At 36.3% G+C, this 16372-nt stretch carries 17 protein-coding genes and 1 rRNA gene; 2 read left to right on the forward strand and 16 right to left on the reverse strand.

Annotated elements, in window-relative coordinates; translation table 11 throughout:
* Positions 1–62 precede the first annotated feature (62 nt).
* The 8 genes from B9T31_RS10355 to B9T31_RS10390 form a co-directional block, all read right to left on the reverse strand.
* Positions 63–266 carry a hypothetical protein gene (locus B9T31_RS10355; protein ID WP_086181883.1) on the reverse strand — a complete coding sequence of 68 codons (204 nt, stop codon included), beginning with the start codon at positions 264–266 and terminating at the stop codon, positions 63–65.
* 75 nt (positions 267–341) lie between these two features.
* Positions 342–1187: an S-formylglutathione hydrolase gene (gene fghA / locus B9T31_RS10360; RefSeq protein WP_086181884.1), complete on the reverse strand. Its 846-nt coding sequence runs from the start codon at positions 1185–1187 to the stop codon at positions 342–344.
* Positions 1188–1201: 14 nt separating this feature from the next.
* Positions 1202–2611, reverse strand: a complete 1410-nt coding sequence (locus tag B9T31_RS10365; RefSeq protein WP_086181885.1) for a C13 family peptidase — start codon at positions 2609–2611, stop codon at positions 1202–1204.
* Between the two features lie 111 nt (positions 2612–2722).
* Positions 2723–3541 (reverse strand): class I SAM-dependent methyltransferase, encoded by an 819-nt coding sequence (locus tag B9T31_RS10370; RefSeq protein ID WP_086181886.1) that lies wholly within the window; start codon positions 3539–3541, stop codon positions 2723–2725.
* Positions 3535–4359, reverse strand: coding sequence for an undecaprenyl-diphosphate phosphatase (locus B9T31_RS10375; protein WP_086181887.1), 825 nt, complete (start codon positions 4357–4359; stop codon positions 3535–3537). Before B9T31_RS10375 ends, B9T31_RS10370 begins: the two co-directional genes overlap by 7 nt.
* A 9-nt stretch (positions 4360–4368) precedes the next feature.
* Complete coding sequence (tsaB, locus tag B9T31_RS10380) at positions 4369–5037, reverse strand: tRNA (adenosine(37)-N6)-threonylcarbamoyltransferase complex dimerization subunit type 1 TsaB (RefSeq protein WP_086181888.1); 669 nt, start codon at positions 5035–5037, stop codon at positions 4369–4371.
* 162 nt (positions 5038–5199) lie between these two features.
* Positions 5200–5730: a gamma carbonic anhydrase family protein gene (locus B9T31_RS10385; RefSeq protein ID WP_086181889.1), complete on the reverse strand. Its 531-nt coding sequence runs from the start codon at positions 5728–5730 to the stop codon at positions 5200–5202.
* 27 nt (positions 5731–5757) lie between these two features.
* Positions 5758–6354, reverse strand: a complete 597-nt coding sequence (locus tag B9T31_RS10390; protein WP_086181890.1) for a CoA pyrophosphatase — start codon at positions 6352–6354, stop codon at positions 5758–5760.
* Positions 6355–6474: 120 nt separating this feature from the next.
* Between B9T31_RS10390 and B9T31_RS10395 the strand changes: the two genes are divergently transcribed.
* The gene (locus B9T31_RS10395; protein ID WP_086181907.1) at positions 6475–7023 is read left to right on the forward strand and encodes an NUDIX hydrolase; all 549 of its coding nucleotides are present in this window, start codon (positions 6475–6477) and stop codon (positions 7021–7023) included.
* A 147-nt stretch (positions 7024–7170) separates the two neighbouring features.
* Positions 7171–8487 carry an anthranilate synthase component I family protein gene (locus tag B9T31_RS10400; RefSeq protein ID WP_086181908.1) on the forward strand — a complete coding sequence of 439 codons (1317 nt, stop codon included), beginning with the start codon at positions 7171–7173 and terminating at the stop codon, positions 8485–8487.
* 59 nt (positions 8488–8546) lie between these two features.
* Here B9T31_RS10400 and hisC read toward each other — a convergent pair whose 3' ends face one another.
* The 8 genes from hisC to rrf form a co-directional block, all read right to left on the reverse strand.
* Complete coding sequence (gene hisC, locus B9T31_RS10405; RefSeq protein ID WP_086181891.1) at positions 8547–9644, reverse strand: histidinol-phosphate transaminase; 1098 nt, start codon at positions 9642–9644, stop codon at positions 8547–8549.
* Between the two features lie 175 nt (positions 9645–9819).
* Positions 9820–11121, reverse strand: a complete 1302-nt coding sequence (gene hisD / locus B9T31_RS10410) for a histidinol dehydrogenase (protein ID WP_171264735.1) — start codon at positions 11119–11121, stop codon at positions 9820–9822.
* A gap of 556 nt (positions 11122–11677) precedes the next feature.
* Entirely contained in the window at positions 11678–12367 is a 690-nt protein-coding gene (hisG, locus tag B9T31_RS10415; RefSeq protein WP_086181893.1) for an ATP phosphoribosyltransferase, read from the reverse strand.
* On the reverse strand, positions 12367–13623 hold the full coding sequence (murA, locus tag B9T31_RS10420; protein WP_086181894.1) for a UDP-N-acetylglucosamine 1-carboxyvinyltransferase: 1257 nt from the start codon (positions 13621–13623) through the stop codon (positions 12367–12369). Before murA ends, hisG begins: the two co-directional genes overlap by 1 nt.
* Before the next feature lie 7 nt (positions 13624–13630).
* Complete coding sequence (ibaG, locus tag B9T31_RS10425) at positions 13631–13882, reverse strand: BolA family iron metabolism protein IbaG (RefSeq protein WP_086181895.1); 252 nt, start codon at positions 13880–13882, stop codon at positions 13631–13633.
* A gap of 132 nt (positions 13883–14014) precedes the next feature.
* Entirely contained in the window at positions 14015–14347 is a 333-nt protein-coding gene (gene hpf, locus B9T31_RS10430; protein ID WP_086181896.1) for a ribosome hibernation-promoting factor, HPF/YfiA family, read from the reverse strand.
* 169 nt (positions 14348–14516) lie between these two features.
* On the reverse strand, positions 14517–15971 hold the full coding sequence (locus tag B9T31_RS10435; RefSeq protein WP_086181897.1) for an RNA polymerase factor sigma-54: 1455 nt from the start codon (positions 15969–15971) through the stop codon (positions 14517–14519).
* Between the two features lie 216 nt (positions 15972–16187).
* Positions 16188–16302 (reverse strand): 5S ribosomal RNA (rrf, locus tag B9T31_RS10440).
* Positions 16303–16372 lie beyond the last annotated feature (70 nt).

A 16372-nucleotide genomic window follows, 5' to 3' on the forward strand; every position in this document is an offset into this window, starting at 1 on the left:
ATTAAATATCCTTGATTGCAATTTTTATATTCACTTTCATCAAAAATTATCCATGCAAATCATTATTCAACATTGGAGCTTGGATCTATGCTGACATCTGGTTCTGAGTCTGTAAACGCCCAAAGCATTCCAGCAGCCAACAATAGAATAATAAAAAACCACGCCATAATTTTTTGAAATATTGGTGTTTTTTCACCACAATTGGGGCAATTTGTATGAGTATGACTAAATTCAGAATGACACTTTCGACATTTTTTTGTAGCCATTACTTTTTCCTTCTCAACAGACATAAAATTTAAATTTTACATTAAATAAATTAATAGAAATTGGTACACAATATTTTATGCAATTATTGCATTTAACTGTTGATTATGGAAATGAAGATGATCTTCAATAAAGGTCTGAATAAAATAATATCCATGATCATAACCTTCATGTTCTCTCAGTGTAATTTTCTGATCCACGGCTAAACATGCTTCTTCAAATGCATTTGGATGGAGTTGAGCATAAAACTGATCATTTAAACCTTGGTCAATTAAAATATCCGTAAATAGCTTTCCTTTTTTACGAATTAATGCAGTTGCATCATGGGTCAACCAGACTTGTTGATCATCACCTAAATAATGGGAGAATGCTTTTTCGCCCCAAGGACATTGACTTGGGGCACAAATTGGTGCAAATGCTGAAACTGATTTAAATTGATCAGGATATTTAAAAGCCAAAATTAAAGCACCATGTCCACCCATGGAATGTCCAAATATACCGATTCGATCATTTTGTACTAAAAATTGTTCACAGACTAAAGAATAAAGTTCATCAATGATAAATGTTTCCATTTGATAATGAGACGCCCAAGGCTGCTGTATCGCATTAATATAAAAACCCGCACCTTGTCCAATATCCCAATGATCGCCTTGAGCAACCTGTTCGCCCTTCGGTGAGGTGTCTGGGGTAATTAAAATAATACCCAACTGAGCTGCTATTTTTTGTGCATGTGCTTTAATCGCAAATGTTTCTTCATTGCATGTGAGTCCTGCTAAAAAAAATAATGCAGGACATTCTTGCCCACTTAATGCTTGTTTTGGAAGAAAAACCCCAAATTTTGTTTCACTATTTAAAGAAGTCGAATGAATTTTATAAATTCGTTGTTCACCATCAAAACTTTTATTATGCTGAACTAATTCCATTGAAATCTATCCTCTTACGGTAAATTAGCTTGTAAATCGACTTCTACTACAGGCGCTGTTTTTGTGGTCGGAAATAAACGTTGCTCTAGTTGAGGTAACATTAATTCCATATTTTTGCCCAAAGACCATTGCGGTTCTGATGGTTCAAAACCTTGGGCATTTTCCCATTTTGTCACAGTCGCTTTTGCTTGTTCAAAGGCGCCATGTATTGAATTTTGATCTCGCATTGCCTGATCAAAAAACGCTCGCCCAAAATAGGTATAATCAGCTTCATTTGAGCAACCAAATGAAGTTCGATCTGCTGCAGATGCCGTAATAATTAAGGTATTATCATCTTGCAATGCTGGAATAAAACTTCCCGAATAACATGCAGAAATGACAATGACTCGCCAGCGAATCCCTGATTTATCAAGCGCCTCTTTTAACCATTTTGGATTCACCTGCTTTAAGCTTAATGGCGCATTTTCCATTTCAAAATGATTCGGTAAACCATGTGATGTCATATATAAAAATAATACATCACTCTCTCGATTCATTTGTTGCCCAATTCGATTTAGCATCATTTCCATACTGGTTTCAGATGCAATTGGAATCACATTTCGTGTCATTGGATTATTAATTAAGATCGCAGAACGACCAAATGTGCCAAATCTCGTATCGAACTGTTCATGAATACGCTCAATCTCAGACATGAATACATCTTGATAACTCGCACCTGCCACCCCTAAAAAATACCAATGAGATTGAGTAAACTCACCAAATTGTATACTTTCTAGAGACTTATTAAGGAGCTTACTCTGCGCATAAAATGCTTCTTCGCTAAAAGTAGGCGCTACTTCTTCAACTTTCCAAATCGGCTGACTTGTAACTGAAAATTGCCAAATCACTAAAGTAACAAGCGTTGCGATCATGATGAGCGCACGTTCCCACCATGGCCATTGTAATTCCCGTGCAAAAACCCAAACAACCGCTAAACTTTGCCAAACGAATAACACCATAAATAAGGTTGGCATAAAATCATAAAATACGTAAGGTAAAATATCTAAGATACCTAAGTACTGTATAAAACTTTGAATAAGGGCAATATTGGTGTCTAAAACCAACCATAACAATGCTGGAACCAGCATAATTCTCGGATTATCGACACGCTGAGAAAGAAAAATTCCGACAATTAAAGCAATAAAAGGCCAGAGCGAATAACTAATTAAACCTTGTGGATTAAACTCACGAATTCCGCTTCCACCCGTTAACCAACTAAAGAGTGTATTGACTGATCCCCCTAAGATTCCCCAAATAATTAATTGCATAATAGAAGGACGTACAATTTGCAAAGAACGTCTAGAACCTAAAAACAACCATAATCCAGCGATTTGGTTACTTTTAAAATCATGCCAAAAATTAATAGATGGTTTAAAGTGAATCATAGAATAAAATGCGTTCCCATCGACAGTGTTCTTATTGCCTTAAGTGTATGCTGAATATGATTTTTATCAATGATATTTTAACGCTAGCATAGCGTTTCAATATCAATATATCTACATGCATATTTCATGTGAAAAATATGCATCAAAACGACACGCATCACCCAACCATTGATGATCAGGCTGTTGATTTGCTAAAAATACAGCATGTCTAGGCCGTTTCACAATTACCCTTTTGGCTATAGTCTTCGCTAAATCTAACAATTCATCACCCAAATCCATTTCACCATCTTCTGGTAATAACAAATGTAATAGCTGCATTTGCTTTTTCACTTGCGCTTGCTTCTTTTCAGCTTGATGATTTTGATCTCGCTGGGGAAACATTGGATCTAAGTATATAACATCTGTAAATTTTTGCTCATCTGCTTGCTGTTTTAAATATTTAGCAGAGTCAGAGAAAACTAAATGAATACGGGTTACTATTTTTGCTAAAAACAGATCGGCTTCAGCCGCTTTTTTAGCATCTTCTAATAATGTAAATAAAATAGGATGTCGTTCAATTAGTGTAACGTTAGCACCTAGTTGCGCCATTAACAAACTGTCATGGCCTAAACCAGCCGTTGCATCAACAAGCTCTGGTTTTTCACTTAGATTGCATGCTCTTGCTATCATTTCAGACTTAATTGATGCGCGTTTTAATCGTCCAACTTCTGCTTTCCAATCGGGTTGCATACGCATCCCATTTGCACACAACCACAAGCCTTCGGCATCGACACACAGCGCAAGTTTTGGATTTAAACGAAAAAAACGTGCATTTAATTTTTCAACCACTTCAATAAACGTGTTGACGCCACGAGAAGTCAGTAAAACGGCATAGTACTGTGCTTGCTCTTGAAAGTTTTTTTCAACATATAAGCGGATTTCGCCTACCATATCTTCCAGCCTGTGTAGACAAATAATAAAATAAGCAGACCTGAAAAAATACGGTACCATGCAAAAATCATAAAATTACGACGTGCAACATAGGCAACTAATACGCGAATTAGAATCAATGCAGAAATAAAGGCAACTAAGGTTCCAAACCCGAGAATAATCCAATCTTTTGTGGTCGTGAAAATTTTATAATTATGATATAGATCAAGCAATCCAGCACCAATGATGACTGGAATTCCTAAAAAGAAAGAAAACTCTGTAGCTGCTTTACGTGAAACACCCAAAAACATTGCACCAATAATGGTTGCACCTGAGCGTGAAGTCCCAGGAATTAATGAAAGCACCTGAATTAAACCAATCCAAATCGCATCCTTATAGGTGAGATCTTCAACTTCTTTGACTTTTATTTGTGGTGGATGCTTTTCAATCCACATAATAATAAAACCACCAATAATCAGTCCCATCGCAACGGCAACATTATTAAAGAGTAAATCTTTAACTTCCTGTCCGAAAGTAAGACCAACCAAAACAATTGGAATAGATGCGAAAATGAGTCCGAAACCTAAACGACGACCTTTTTCTTCACCTGTAAACATTCCTGTTGCTGCGCCCCATAAGCGGGACCAATATTCATAAATAACCGCTGCAATAGCGCCCATTTGAATTGCAACAACAAATACATCGCTTTTTTCTTTGCTCCAAAAGTTCATTAATTCTGAAGCGAGAATTAAATGACCTGTGCTCGAAATAGGGAGGAATTCTGTAACACCTTCCACAATCCCCATAATCGCTGCTTTTAATAGCAGTAAAAGATCCATAGAACAATCCTAGTTTTTCTTGCCCTGTTCAGAGATTTTTTTCCACGCGTTATCTCGTAAATACACAGGTAATGCGAGTTCTGCGCTTAGCCATTGTTTTTTCTTTGCCAATTCACGTGCAATATAGGCAATATCTTGCGCTGTTGCCATCATGCTTTTATAGTCTATTTGCTCATCATTAACGAAGGTAGAACCTGAGCCAACCAATACGTATTTTACTGCTAATTTTGCATCTTCATAATTTAAGAGTTGTTCTTCGTCTACAGCTTGCATAATTTTCTGTTCATCTAGTTTAAAACTTGCTAAATAAACTTCATTCATTCTTGCATCTAAAACTGCAGTTACTTCTGTCAAACCTGTATTTCGATAAGCAGCTTGGGCAAGTGCTTGCAAAGTTGATACAGGAATGACTGGAATATCATGAGACCAAGCTAAAGCTTGCGTCACTGCTGCATTAATACGAACACCGCTAAATGAACCCGGTCCTCGACTAAATGCAATTGCCGTTAATTCTTCAGTACTTGTTTGCGTCTGAATAAAAGCTTGCTCAATCATAGGTAAAATCGTTTGAGTCTGCGCCTTAGCTCTTGTATCTAGTTGAAAAAAAAGTTCTTGCGTTTCATCTACAAGAGAGATGGAACACTGCTCATTAGCAGTTTCTAATGCCAGCAACTTCATGCATAACCTTAAAGAATAATATCTAAAACGCTTGCTATAATACTCCACTCATTACTGATGCGCGAGAATTATAAATAGAGAAAATCACGACAATGATGTTCAATAGCAGTTTTACAATCTAAATATTTCATCAAAATGACATCATCGATTCAGCACTTCAAATTACAATTGAATTTCTTCTAAATTTTGAAATTTTTTAAAATGTTCCGCGTAATGCATTGCACTATTTTTTAAATAGATGACTGCTGTTTCATCGAGTGTTTTTACAATTTTTCCTGGAGACCCCATTACAACAGAATTATCTGGAATGATTTTTCCTTCAGGAATTAAAGCATTTGCGCCAATGATACAATTTTTCCCAATAACCGCACGATTAAGAATGACTGCATTAATACCAATTAAACTATTTTCCCCAATGGTACAGCCATGTAACATGGCTTGATGACCAATGGTTACATAATCGCCAATCTCCATGTCAATTCCAGCATCTGTATGTAGCACTGCATTTTCTTGAACATTGGTAAAATGGCCAATCTTTATTTTTGCATTATCTGCGCGTACAACTGCGCCAAACCAGACACTCACTTGTCGACCTAATTCGACTTGACCCAAAACGATTGCAGTTGGAGCAACCCATCCATCCCATGGCTGGCACGCTGCTTTTGGTGTAAATTCTTGAAATTTATATAACATTTAAACTTCCATATTTTAACAAGGATATTACTCGAATTCTTTCATTGGTGAGTTTAATAAAAATGGCCAATCTTTTCTAAAATCTAAGCCATGATCAAATAAAGAAACCAACATTCGGGCTGTAAGCCCCCATACAACTTCATCTTCTACATGCATACTTGGAAAATATAATTTTTGCTCTGCAAAGAGAACCTCATGTGGAATGGTCGGTGCATCCATTAAACTTTGTAGCGATGCAAAAAAGATTCGATCAATTTCAGTTGGCTGAGCAATTAAATTTACTTCTGGAGAAATCAATCCAACAATCGGCTTTACGGTCATTCCATTTTTTGCTTTCTGTATAGGCAAATCCCCAATCAATTGTACGTCTGTTGGATTTAGAGCAGTTTCTTCCTGTGCTTCTCTTAATGCAACGACAATATCGGTTGTATCTTCAGGATCACGTTTCCCACCAGGAAAAGAAACTTCTCCTGCATGATTATTAAGCATAATTGATCTGCGTGTAAGCAATACTTTAGGGTCTGATTCCTGTGTAATTGCAATTAAAACAGCTGCTTGTGCTTCTTTTGTTTTTTCTTCAAACCTCAATCTTTGTTGTAAAAGCTGCGTTAACTCACCACCCATATAATTATCCTCTGTTATACACTTTTTATCATAGCTGATTTTTTACATGATGAAATACAGTAGATGCGAAAGTTCAATTTTTAAGTTATGCTGAGATCACCTTGATCAGTGATAATGAATATGAATTTCTGTGGTAATTGTGGATCTGAGACCGTCGAAAAAATTCCTTTAGGCGATCATCAAATTCGTCGCGTCTGTCCTAAATGTAACAGTATTCACTATGTAAATCCTAAAGTTATTTGTGGTGCTTTAGCGATTTGGGGAAATAAAGTCTTACTCTGTAGACGAGCAATTGAACCACGTTATGGTTTATGGACATTACCTGCTGGTTATATGGAATTGTTCGAAACCATGGAACAAGGTGCTGCTCGCGAAACCCGTGAAGAAGCTGAAGCAGAAATTCAAATTGAACAATTATATTGCATGTATAACATTCCAAGAATTGGGCAAATTTATGTGCTGTTCAAAGCAAATATTATTGAAGGTCAATTTGGTGCAGGCGATGAAACTTTAGAGTCTAAATTATTTTCGGAAGATGAAATTCCGTGGAATGACCTCGCTTTTCCAAGTGTTGAAAGAACATTACGACATTATTTTGAAGACCGTAAATTAGATCATTATCCAACACATTTAGAAACTTTAGGTACTCGAATAGACCATACAGGTTAAACTGAAGTTTAAAAGCTTATCCAATGGATGAGCTTTTTATTTGATTCTATTTTTAAACGAAGAAAACAATGTTTGATCCTTCTCTTTCTTCATTTCATGTAAGATATAGCTGAAATCAAATGATATCTTATTGCTGTTTGTATAATGATGAAGTCCCCTCTTTTTAAAAAAGCCTTATCTACACAAGGCATCTCCCCCCAGCAACTGATTGAATCTTTGCATGAATTAAATCATGTTGTGTTTTTAAACAATAATCATATGCCCATTCTTGGGGTATTAGCAGATCAATATGTATGCATACAATCTCAACAGATTGAAATACACCAACATCAAATACTCAATCACTATATAGCACACCCAACCATTACCCTACTTGATGATTTTTTAGCATTTACACTGCTTCACCCAAATGTATTAACTATGGGATTTATCAGTTACGATTTTGCAGCATCTCAGCATATTCCTATTCAACCAAAGTCCCAACCAAGTCTATTTTTAGGACATTTTTCACATTACTTAAGTTTTGAAAATGACACTTGGTTTTTGAATAGCTATCAATCAAATTCAGATGATATTTTCGACTATATTAATCAATTAACAGCAAAAAATACGCCTTCTCATTTATTACTTGATCATGCGTGCAAGCAACGATGGTCGAAAGAAGAATATGCAACAGCTTTTCAACACGTCCAAGATTACATTGTTGCAGGTGATTGTTACCAAATTAATTTAACCCAAGAGTTTTACGCACATGGACAAGGCTCTTTATTAGCCACAGCAGATCAATTTTGGGCGTTGACCAATGCACCCTATTCAGGCTATTTGCGTATCAATAATTTTGAACTTTTAAGTTGTTCACCTGAATTATTTATTGATTTTGAAGAAAACAAAAAAATGGTAACCAAGCCCATTAAAGGAACTATGCCACGTTATACAGATCCCATTAAAGATGAGCAATCCAAATTAACACTACAAAATTCTCAAAAAGATCAGGCAGAGAATGTCATGATTGTAGATTTATTAAGAAATGATCTCAGTGTGTACGCTGAAATTGGCTCCGTTAAAACGCCTAAATTATTTAATATAGAAAGTTTCAATCAAGTTCACCATATGGTCAGTGAAATTGAAGCTATATTAAAACCACAAATTAAATCAATTGATGTCTTAATGTCAGCCCTTCCAGGTGGATCAATTACAGGCGCACCTAAAATTCGTGCAATACAAATCATTGATGAGCTTGAAGAAGCGCCACGCGGTGCATATTGTGGTTCAATGGGATATTTTAATGCCGATGGTACTGGATCTTGGAATATCTTAATTCGTTCCATTCAAAAGCATCAGCAAAATATTTCAATCTGGGCTGGTGGCGGGATTACCATTGCATCCGTGTGTGAATCAGAATACCAAGAATGCTTTGATAAAGTTTCAGCAATGCTGAATTTACTTAATCAACACGTCATTTAAATGAATAAAGGGCACGATCTTTAGATCATACCCCTTTATCTTTCAATATGAATGAATGCTTATTTGAGGATTCCATTTTTTAAGGTATCAACCAATCTCTGATTTTGTTGATCTGTACCAATCGTAATTCGCAAGAACTGGTTAATTCGTGGCTTGTTAAAATGACGTACAATAATCCCTTGTTGACGTAATTCAGCCGCTAACTCAGCTGCATCTTTAGCAGGTAACGTCGCAAAAATAAAGTTTGCACTTGAGGGTAATACTTTAAAACCAATATCAGTCAATTGAGCAACTAATTTTTCACGGCTCGCAATCACTTTTGCATTTTGTTCATCGAAGTATGTTTGATCTTCAAATGATGCAACTGCTGCTGCAATGGCAAAACGATCTATTGGATATGAATTAAAACTATTTTTGACCGCTTCAAGTGCTGCAATTAAATGAGGCTGTGCAATGGCAAAACCAACCCGTAAACCTGCCAATGAACGTGATTTAGAGGTGGTTTGACAAACCACTAAATTGTCATACTTTTCAACTAACTTAACTGCTGATTCAGCGCCAAAGTCAACATAAGCTTCGTCAATAACGACCACCGAATCAGGATTTGCTTGTAATACCTCTTCAATTGCAGATAAACCCAATGCAATACTGGTCGGAGCGTTTGGATTGGTGATCATAATACCGCCATTTGGCTGTTTATAATCATCGACTACAATTTCAAAATTTTCATTTAAAGGTAAAATTTTAGTTTTCGTTGCTATACCAAAAAACTGGCTATATACAGGATAAAAACTATAAGTAATATCTGGGTATAGAACAGGTAGGTCTTGTATGAAAAACGCTTTGAAAATATGAGCAAGCACTTCATCGGAACCATTACCAACAAAAACATGCTCGACCGCCACATTTTGCTGTTTTGCAATTGCTTGTTTCAGCAAAGTCGCATCTGGATCAGGATATAAACGTAGTATATCTGCTGAATCGACTAATACATTTTGTACCGCTTCCACAACTTTAGGTGATGGTGGATATGGATTCTCATTGGTATTGAGTTTTAATAAATTTTGGATTTTCGGTTGCTCGCCTGGCACGTATGGTTCTAATTCACGTACTTCTGGGCTCCAAAATCGCATTTGTGTTGCTGTAATATTTGACATTTTATTTCCTAATTCCCCTCACCCAAGCCGCTATTTATCAGCCAAGGAATGCTCTAATTTCATTCATCATGAAACGTTATAGAGTATCTCTTTTCCTTGAGCTCATCTTTCTTTTCAGCAAGCGTTGAGATGAGGTTTTATCTGCAATGGCTAGAATAATCCTCTAGCACTTTATTTATTGATAACGATAACGGGCAGAACGAGCATGAGCATCCAAGTTTTCTTGCTGAGCCAATATATCTGCAGTTTTCGCTAAAGTTTTTACACCGTCTTGTGAGCACATAATCAAACTAGAACGTTTTTGAAAATCATAAACCCCTAATGGAGATGAAAAACGTGCTGTTCCCGACGTTGGTAAAACATGATTCGGGCCAGCACAATAATCACCAATTGCTTCTGGTGTATAACGACCCATAAAAATAGCGCCTGCATGACGTATATGTTCAGACATTGCTTGTGCTTCATCTAAACATAACTCTAAATGCTCTGGTGCAACTTGATTAATGAGCTCAATCGCCTCTTGGCGATCTTTTACTAGCACTAATGCACCCCGATTCGCAATAGATGTTCTCGCAATATCAGCTTTAGGTAATGCGGCTAGATGTATTTCAATTGCACTTTCTACTTCATTTAAAAGTTGTTCATCAGGTGTAATAAAAATCGCTTGAGCAACGGTATCATGTTCAGCTTGAGATAAAATATCCATTGCTAACCATTGCGCATTATTCTCACCTTCAGCATAAACTAAAATTTCAGAAGGACCCGCGATCATATCAATGCCGACTTGTCCAAATACAGCACGTTTAGCCGCTGCCACAAAACGGTTACCTGGTCCTGTAATTTTATCTACAGATGGAATCGTTTCTGTTCCATAAGCCAGTGCTGCTACAGCTTGCGCACCACCAACGGTAAATACACGATGTACCCCTGCCAAATGGGCAGCTGCTAAAACCAGCGGATTTAACTCACCATTCGGAGCAGGAACCACCATAATAATTTCAGGAACACCCGCCACATGTGCAGGAATAGCATTCATTAATACTGATGATGGGTAAGATGCCAATCCCCCTGGCACATAGATTCCAACACGATCCAGTGGCGTGACTTTTTGCCCGAGCGTATTGCCTAAAGCATCGATATAAGTCCAACCATCTTGTTTTTGTGCTTGATGAAACTCTCGAATACGATTTGCAGCAAGCTCTAATGCCTCACGCACTTCTACATTCAACCCATCAAATGCCGTTTTTAATTGTGCTTGACTCAGTTCTAGATCTGAAAATTGATGCGCTGGATGTCGATCGAACTGTTGAGTGAGTTTAAGTACATGTGCATCGCCATGCTGACATACATCTGCAATAATTTGGTCTACTGTTTTTAAAAGCTCAGGATCACTCACTGTTTCAAAAGCTAGCAAGTCAGCGAAGACTTGTTTAAAGTTTAGCTCTTGAGTCGATAAACGTCGCATCAATTTACCCACAAGGTTGTTTAGGAAAGATTTAGTTTACCTTGTTTTCTCGATCTTGTGGGTAAGAACCTCTCATCAATTCAACTTCGTTGAATAAAAAACTGGATTAAGTTTATCTTGATCACTCAAAATGAATTAGGCATTTACATCAGGAAATCCCAATTGCAATCTGATTGCATTAACCAATTTAAAATACCATGTCACTCTACAATAACTAAAGCATTTAAATATCTAAGTGCTTGTTGTTATTTTAATATCACATCAGCACAAGTCCAATCATAATGATAATAAAATCGGCTTAATCCAAAATTTCTTCCATTTCACGTAATTTAACGTTCTGCATAAACTCATGGAAAGATTTCACAGAACTCACAGCTTGTCTTTACGCAACTGAAGTATTTTCATTTAATCATTCGTATAAATCCATTATTTTTAGCGTAAAGTGCCTTCTTTAAATATACAATGATGTGAAAATTTTACAAAATAAGTTTTTATAACAAATAAAAAAACCGTCCTATATGGACGGTCATTTATTGCGACCATGCTAAATGCATGATCATTTATCTACTTATTTTTGACGTTCTTCTACCGCTTTTTCAAGCTGGGAGAGAATTGGATTTAATAAAGCTTGCTTACGCTTAAAACTGGCTTTATTCACAATTAAACGTGAAGATACTGTACAAATCTCTTCAAGTGGTTCAAGCCCATTCGCACGTAAGGTATTACCTGTATCAACAACATCAACAATGTAATCCCCCAAACCAACTAAGGGTGCCAGCTCCATTGAACCATAAAGCTTAATAACATCAACTTGCTCACCAAGACTTGCATAATATTGACGAGTTAAATTGACATATTTAGTCGCAATCTTTAAACGCCCTTTTGGACGCTCCATCCCCACTTTACCAGCGGTCATCAATTTACAATTAGCAATTTTAAGATCAAGTGGCTCATAGACATTTTGTGCGCCATGTTCCATAAGCACATCTTTACCAGCTACACCAATATCTGCTGCACCATTCTCAACATAAGTCGGCACATCAGATGCGCGTAAAATTAAAATACGTACAGATTTATGAGTCGTAGGAAAAATTAATTTACGTGACTTTTCAGGGTCTTCCAATAAGTTAATACCTGCTGTTTCAAGCAAAGGTAAAGTTTCTTTTAAGATACGACCTTTGCTTAATGCCAAAGTTAAACCATGATCAAAATTACCCATCACATCAAAGTTTGGATCATCGTTTCTCACATCACTCATTAACTTACTCGCTTAATTTTCGCACCTAAACCTTGTAACTTTGCCTCAACATCCTCATAACCACGATCTATATGATAAATACGGTCAATCAATGTTTCACCTTCAGCAGCCAATGCAGCCAACACTAAAGAGAAAGAAGCACGTAAATCTGTTGCCATCACGGGTGCTGCAGAAAGTATTTCTACACCAGTAACAACTGCATCGTTCCCTTCAACTTGAATATTCGCACCCATGCGTGCTAATTCAGGAACGTGCATAAACCGATTTTCAAATATCGTTTCAGATATGGTTGCAAATCCACGACCAATGACATTAACCGCCATTAACTGCGCTTGCATATCGGTTGGAAAATCAGGATGAGGGAGTGTACGAAAGCTAACGGCTTTCGGACGCTTACCCAACATATCCAACTCAATCCAGTCATCACCGCGTGTCACTTCTGCACCCATCTCTTCAAATTTTTCTAATACTGCTTCTAGAAGATTCGGATCCGTATGAGTCGTTTTGATTTTACCGCCAGTAATTGCAGCTGCAGCTAAATATGAACCCGTTTCAATACGATCTGCAACAACTGCATATTCACAACCGTGTAAACTTTCAACACCTGTCACAACTAAGGTATCTGTATCAATACCTTCAATTTTAGCCCCCATTTTAATGAGCATTTGAACTAAATCAGTAATTTCAGGTTCACGTGCTGCATTACGAATGGTGGTTACGCCATCTGCTAATACAGCAGCCATTAAAATATTTTCAGTTCCGCCTACAGTGACCATATCAAAGATGACTTCGCCACCTTTTAATCGACCATCAATTTTGGCATTCACATAACCCGCTTCGACTTCAATTTCTGCACCTAGCGCTTCTAATGCTTTTAAATGTTGATCTACTGGACGAGAGCCAATTGCACAACCACCAGGCAATGAAACGGTTGCACTACCATAGCGCGCTAATAACGGACCAAGCACCAAAATAGATGCACGCATTGTTTTTACAAGCTCATAAGGTGCAAATTGATTATTTAAAGATGAAGTATCTGCTTTTACAACGCCATCCTCATAAACAATATCGATACCTAATCCAGCAATTAGCTTAACTAATGTATTCACATCCTTTAAATTCGGAACATTTGTTAATGTAATTGGTGAATCAGCAAGAATCATTGCAGCTAATAGTGGCAATGCTGCATTTTTTGCACCAGAAATACGCACTTCGCCCTCAAGCTTAGCACCACCTTCGATCAGAAATTTATCCATTAAATTATTAAGCTCCGAATAAGCTTGCTTTGCGCCATTCTTCTTTAGTCATTGCGCGAATTGTAACAGCATGCACTTCACCGCTTGAAATATAAGAGTTCAATGGTGCATAAACAGTTTGTTGACGAGCAACTGGGCGCTTTCCTTCAAATTGATCATCGACTATACGCAGATCGAACTTTCCGCCTTGCCCACTAACAACAACTTCAGCTGCTGGAAATGCAACTTTTAAAATTTCAGTGAGCTGTTCACTATTCATCACAACGACCTCTTATAGGATCAACGGTGTAAAACCAGTCATTCTACTATATATTGATAAAATAATTCATTAGTCACACACATTATATCAATAAAAAAAAGAGGTTAAAAAACCTCTTTTTAATAAAATTATTTAAATTTCTATTGGTTGGAATATATTTTGCATTTTCCGATGTTTAAGCAATTGTTTTCTTAATTTTTCTGATAATTTCTTGATAGACGTATACATATCATCAGCTGAAGCTTGGGCAAACAATTCAACCCCAGGTAATCGAATAATCGCTTCTGCAATATGATTTAAGCTACCTTTTTTCGAATGTTTATCTATTTGATGATCTTTACTGAGTTTTACCTGCATACTATTTACTTGATCTAGGTGTTTTGTCATTTGACTAAATTTAGATCGTATATTTTCTTCTATTGCAGGAGTGATAGTTAAATGATGCCCACGAATTGTTATTTGCATAGTTCTATCCCTCACCTTTTTAGGATTCGAAAGGACATAACTAAGATGATTCAATCAAGTGCAATTCATATAATTTACATGGTTAAATCATTCCAGCCTGTCCTTTAAGTAAAAAAAGAGATTCATCATGTTGTCATAATGAAGCTCTAGAATAATCAGTTTTTTAAAACTAGATCAAGACTTTTCTTTCGGAAGAAGAAGGAATATGTAACGATTCACGATATTTTGCGACAGTTCTTCTCGCAACCTCAATCCCATCATCTTTCAAAATATTTGAAATTGCATTATCTGACAACGGTTTACGTGAGTTTTCATCCAAAATTAGTTTTTTAATTTTTGCACGAATTGCAGTAGCAGAAGCTTCTCCACCACTTGTTGTGCTCACATGGCTAGAAAAAAAGTATTTCAGCTCAAATAAACCACGTGGCGTTAACATAAATTTATTGGTTGTTACACGTGAAACTGTAGACTCATGCAATTCAACTTCTTCAGCAATATTTCTTAATACTAATGGTTGCATTCCTTCTGCACCAATTTCAAAAAATAATCGTTGATGCTCGACAATACAAGTAGCAACTTTGAGTAATGTTTTATGTCGCTCATCTATGCTTTTTATAAAGTTTTTTGCTTCTAACATATGGTGACGTAAATATTGATTATCATCACTTTGATCTGCACGACGTATCATATTTGCATAAAAAGAATTCACTCTTAATTTTGGCATTACATCTGGGTTTAGTTGAACAACCCAATGGTTTTCTTTCTTTGTTACAACTACGTCAGGAATTTGATAATCTAACTCGTTATGTGCAAATTCTTCACCAGGGTACGGTTTAAGTGTCTTCAATAAACTGACTGCTTGCTTTAATTGATCTAAATTTAAATTGGTTTGTTTAAGGAGTTTAGGTAAATCATTGGTAATCAATAACTCATAATAATTTAATAATAGTTTTGCTTCTGACTTATAAGCAATACTATCTTGTATATTTTCCAATTGAATCAATAAACATTCTGCTAACCCCCGAGAAGCCACGCCCACTGGGTCCAATCGTTGAATCAACTTGAGAACAACTAAAACCTCATCTTCTTCAATTTCTTCTTCATATTCCATGGAAGCCAATAAATGTTGTACCGAAGACGTGATCTCTGATATTTCACATGCTAAAAATCCCTTCTCATCCAGTGAATCTACCAAACAATGTGCAATTAATTTATCTGTCATTGAAAAATGTAATAAATTAATTTGTTCAAACATATGTGTTTTTAAGCTTAGATTATCCTGCCTATTATCCTCACGCTCTTCATACTCCATTCCTCCCAAAGCTGTAGGTTGATGCGTATAGATATCATCCCATTCTGTATCTACAGGCAAATGCTCTGGTAAATAATCAGCATTTAATTCATTTGTTAAATCCTTTTTATTTTGCTCATTCTCATCAATATTAGCCGTATGCTCAAGAACCGAATATTCTTCAATTTTTTCTAATAAGGGATTACTGTCCAATTGTATTTGAACTTCTTGCTCAAGCTCTAAGCTTGACAGCTGTAAAAGTCGAATTGCTTGTTGTAATTGTGGAGTTAATAATAAGGAATTGGTAACTTTCATACCTACAGATAATTTCATATTCCCTCCTTTAATTTATGTCATCTACAAAGCAATTTTTATGCCTATTATTTTTTATATCACAATTACTGAACAATAAATACATAGCGCATTTAAAAGTTATAGATAATGTTTTCATATTTTTATATGAATAAACTTAATTTCAGAACTATTAATTTATATTTTTTGCATAAACAAACCCCCTTAATCTGTTGATTAAGGGGGTTAGGATTAATGAGCTGGCGATGACTTACTCTCACATGGGTAACCCCACACTACCATCAGCGCAAAGAGGTTTCACTTCTGAGTTCGGGAAGGGATCAGGTGGTTCACTCTTGCTATTGTCGCCAGCACAACTGTTATGACTTTGCATTTGGTCTTATTCGTTGTATTTCTACACTACGTGCCGTTGCTTGGTCAAA

Source organism: Acinetobacter sp. ANC 4558, from assembly GCF_002135375.1.
Classification (GTDB): domain Bacteria; phylum Pseudomonadota; class Gammaproteobacteria; order Pseudomonadales; family Moraxellaceae; genus Acinetobacter.

Excerpts from the sequence above, each read along its gene's own strand:
- murA (WP_086181894.1), bottom strand. The coding sequence starts at position 13,623 with ATGGATAAATTTCTGATCGAAGGTGGTGCTAAGCTTGAGGGCGAAGTG.
- B9T31_RS10365 (WP_086181885.1), bottom strand. The coding sequence starts at position 2,611 with ATGATTCACTTTAAACCATCTATTAATTTTTGGCATGATTTTAAAAGT.
- B9T31_RS10395 (WP_086181907.1), top strand. The coding sequence starts at position 6,475 with ATGAATTTCTGTGGTAATTGTGGATCTGAGACCGTCGAAAAAATTCCT.
- B9T31_RS10370 (WP_086181886.1), bottom strand. The coding sequence starts at position 3,541 with ATGGTAGGCGAAATCCGCTTATATGTTGAAAAAAACTTTCAAGAGCAA.
- fghA (WP_086181884.1), bottom strand. The coding sequence starts at position 1,187 with ATGGAATTAGTTCAGCATAATAAAAGTTTTGATGGTGAACAACGAATT.
- B9T31_RS10390 (WP_086181890.1), bottom strand. The coding sequence starts at position 6,354 with ATGGGTGGTGAGTTAACGCAGCTTTTACAACAAAGATTGAGGTTTGAA.
- B9T31_RS10385 (WP_086181889.1), bottom strand. The coding sequence starts at position 5,730 with ATGTTATATAAATTTCAAGAATTTACACCAAAAGCAGCGTGCCAGCCA.
- hpf (WP_086181896.1), bottom strand. The coding sequence starts at position 14,347 with ATGCAAATAACAATTCGTGGGCATCATTTAACTATCACTCCTGCAATA.
- tsaB (WP_086181888.1), bottom strand. The coding sequence starts at position 5,037 with ATGAAGTTGCTGGCATTAGAAACTGCTAATGAGCAGTGTTCCATCTCT.
- B9T31_RS10375 (WP_086181887.1), bottom strand. The coding sequence starts at position 4,359 with ATGGATCTTTTACTGCTATTAAAAGCAGCGATTATGGGGATTGTGGAA.
- hisG (WP_086181893.1), bottom strand. The coding sequence starts at position 12,367 with ATGAGTGATGTGAGAAACGATGATCCAAACTTTGATGTGATGGGTAAT.
- B9T31_RS10355 (WP_086181883.1), bottom strand. The coding sequence starts at position 266 with ATGGCTACAAAAAAATGTCGAAAGTGTCATTCTGAATTTAGTCATACT.
- ibaG (WP_086181895.1), bottom strand. The coding sequence starts at position 13,882 with ATGAATAGTGAACAGCTCACTGAAATTTTAAAAGTTGCATTTCCAGCA.
- B9T31_RS10400 (WP_086181908.1), top strand. The coding sequence starts at position 7,171 with ATGAAGTCCCCTCTTTTTAAAAAAGCCTTATCTACACAAGGCATCTCC.
- B9T31_RS10435 (WP_086181897.1), bottom strand. The coding sequence starts at position 15,971 with ATGAAATTATCTGTAGGTATGAAAGTTACCAATTCCTTATTATTAACT.
- hisC (WP_086181891.1), bottom strand. The coding sequence starts at position 9,644 with ATGTCAAATATTACAGCAACACAAATGCGATTTTGGAGCCCAGAAGTA.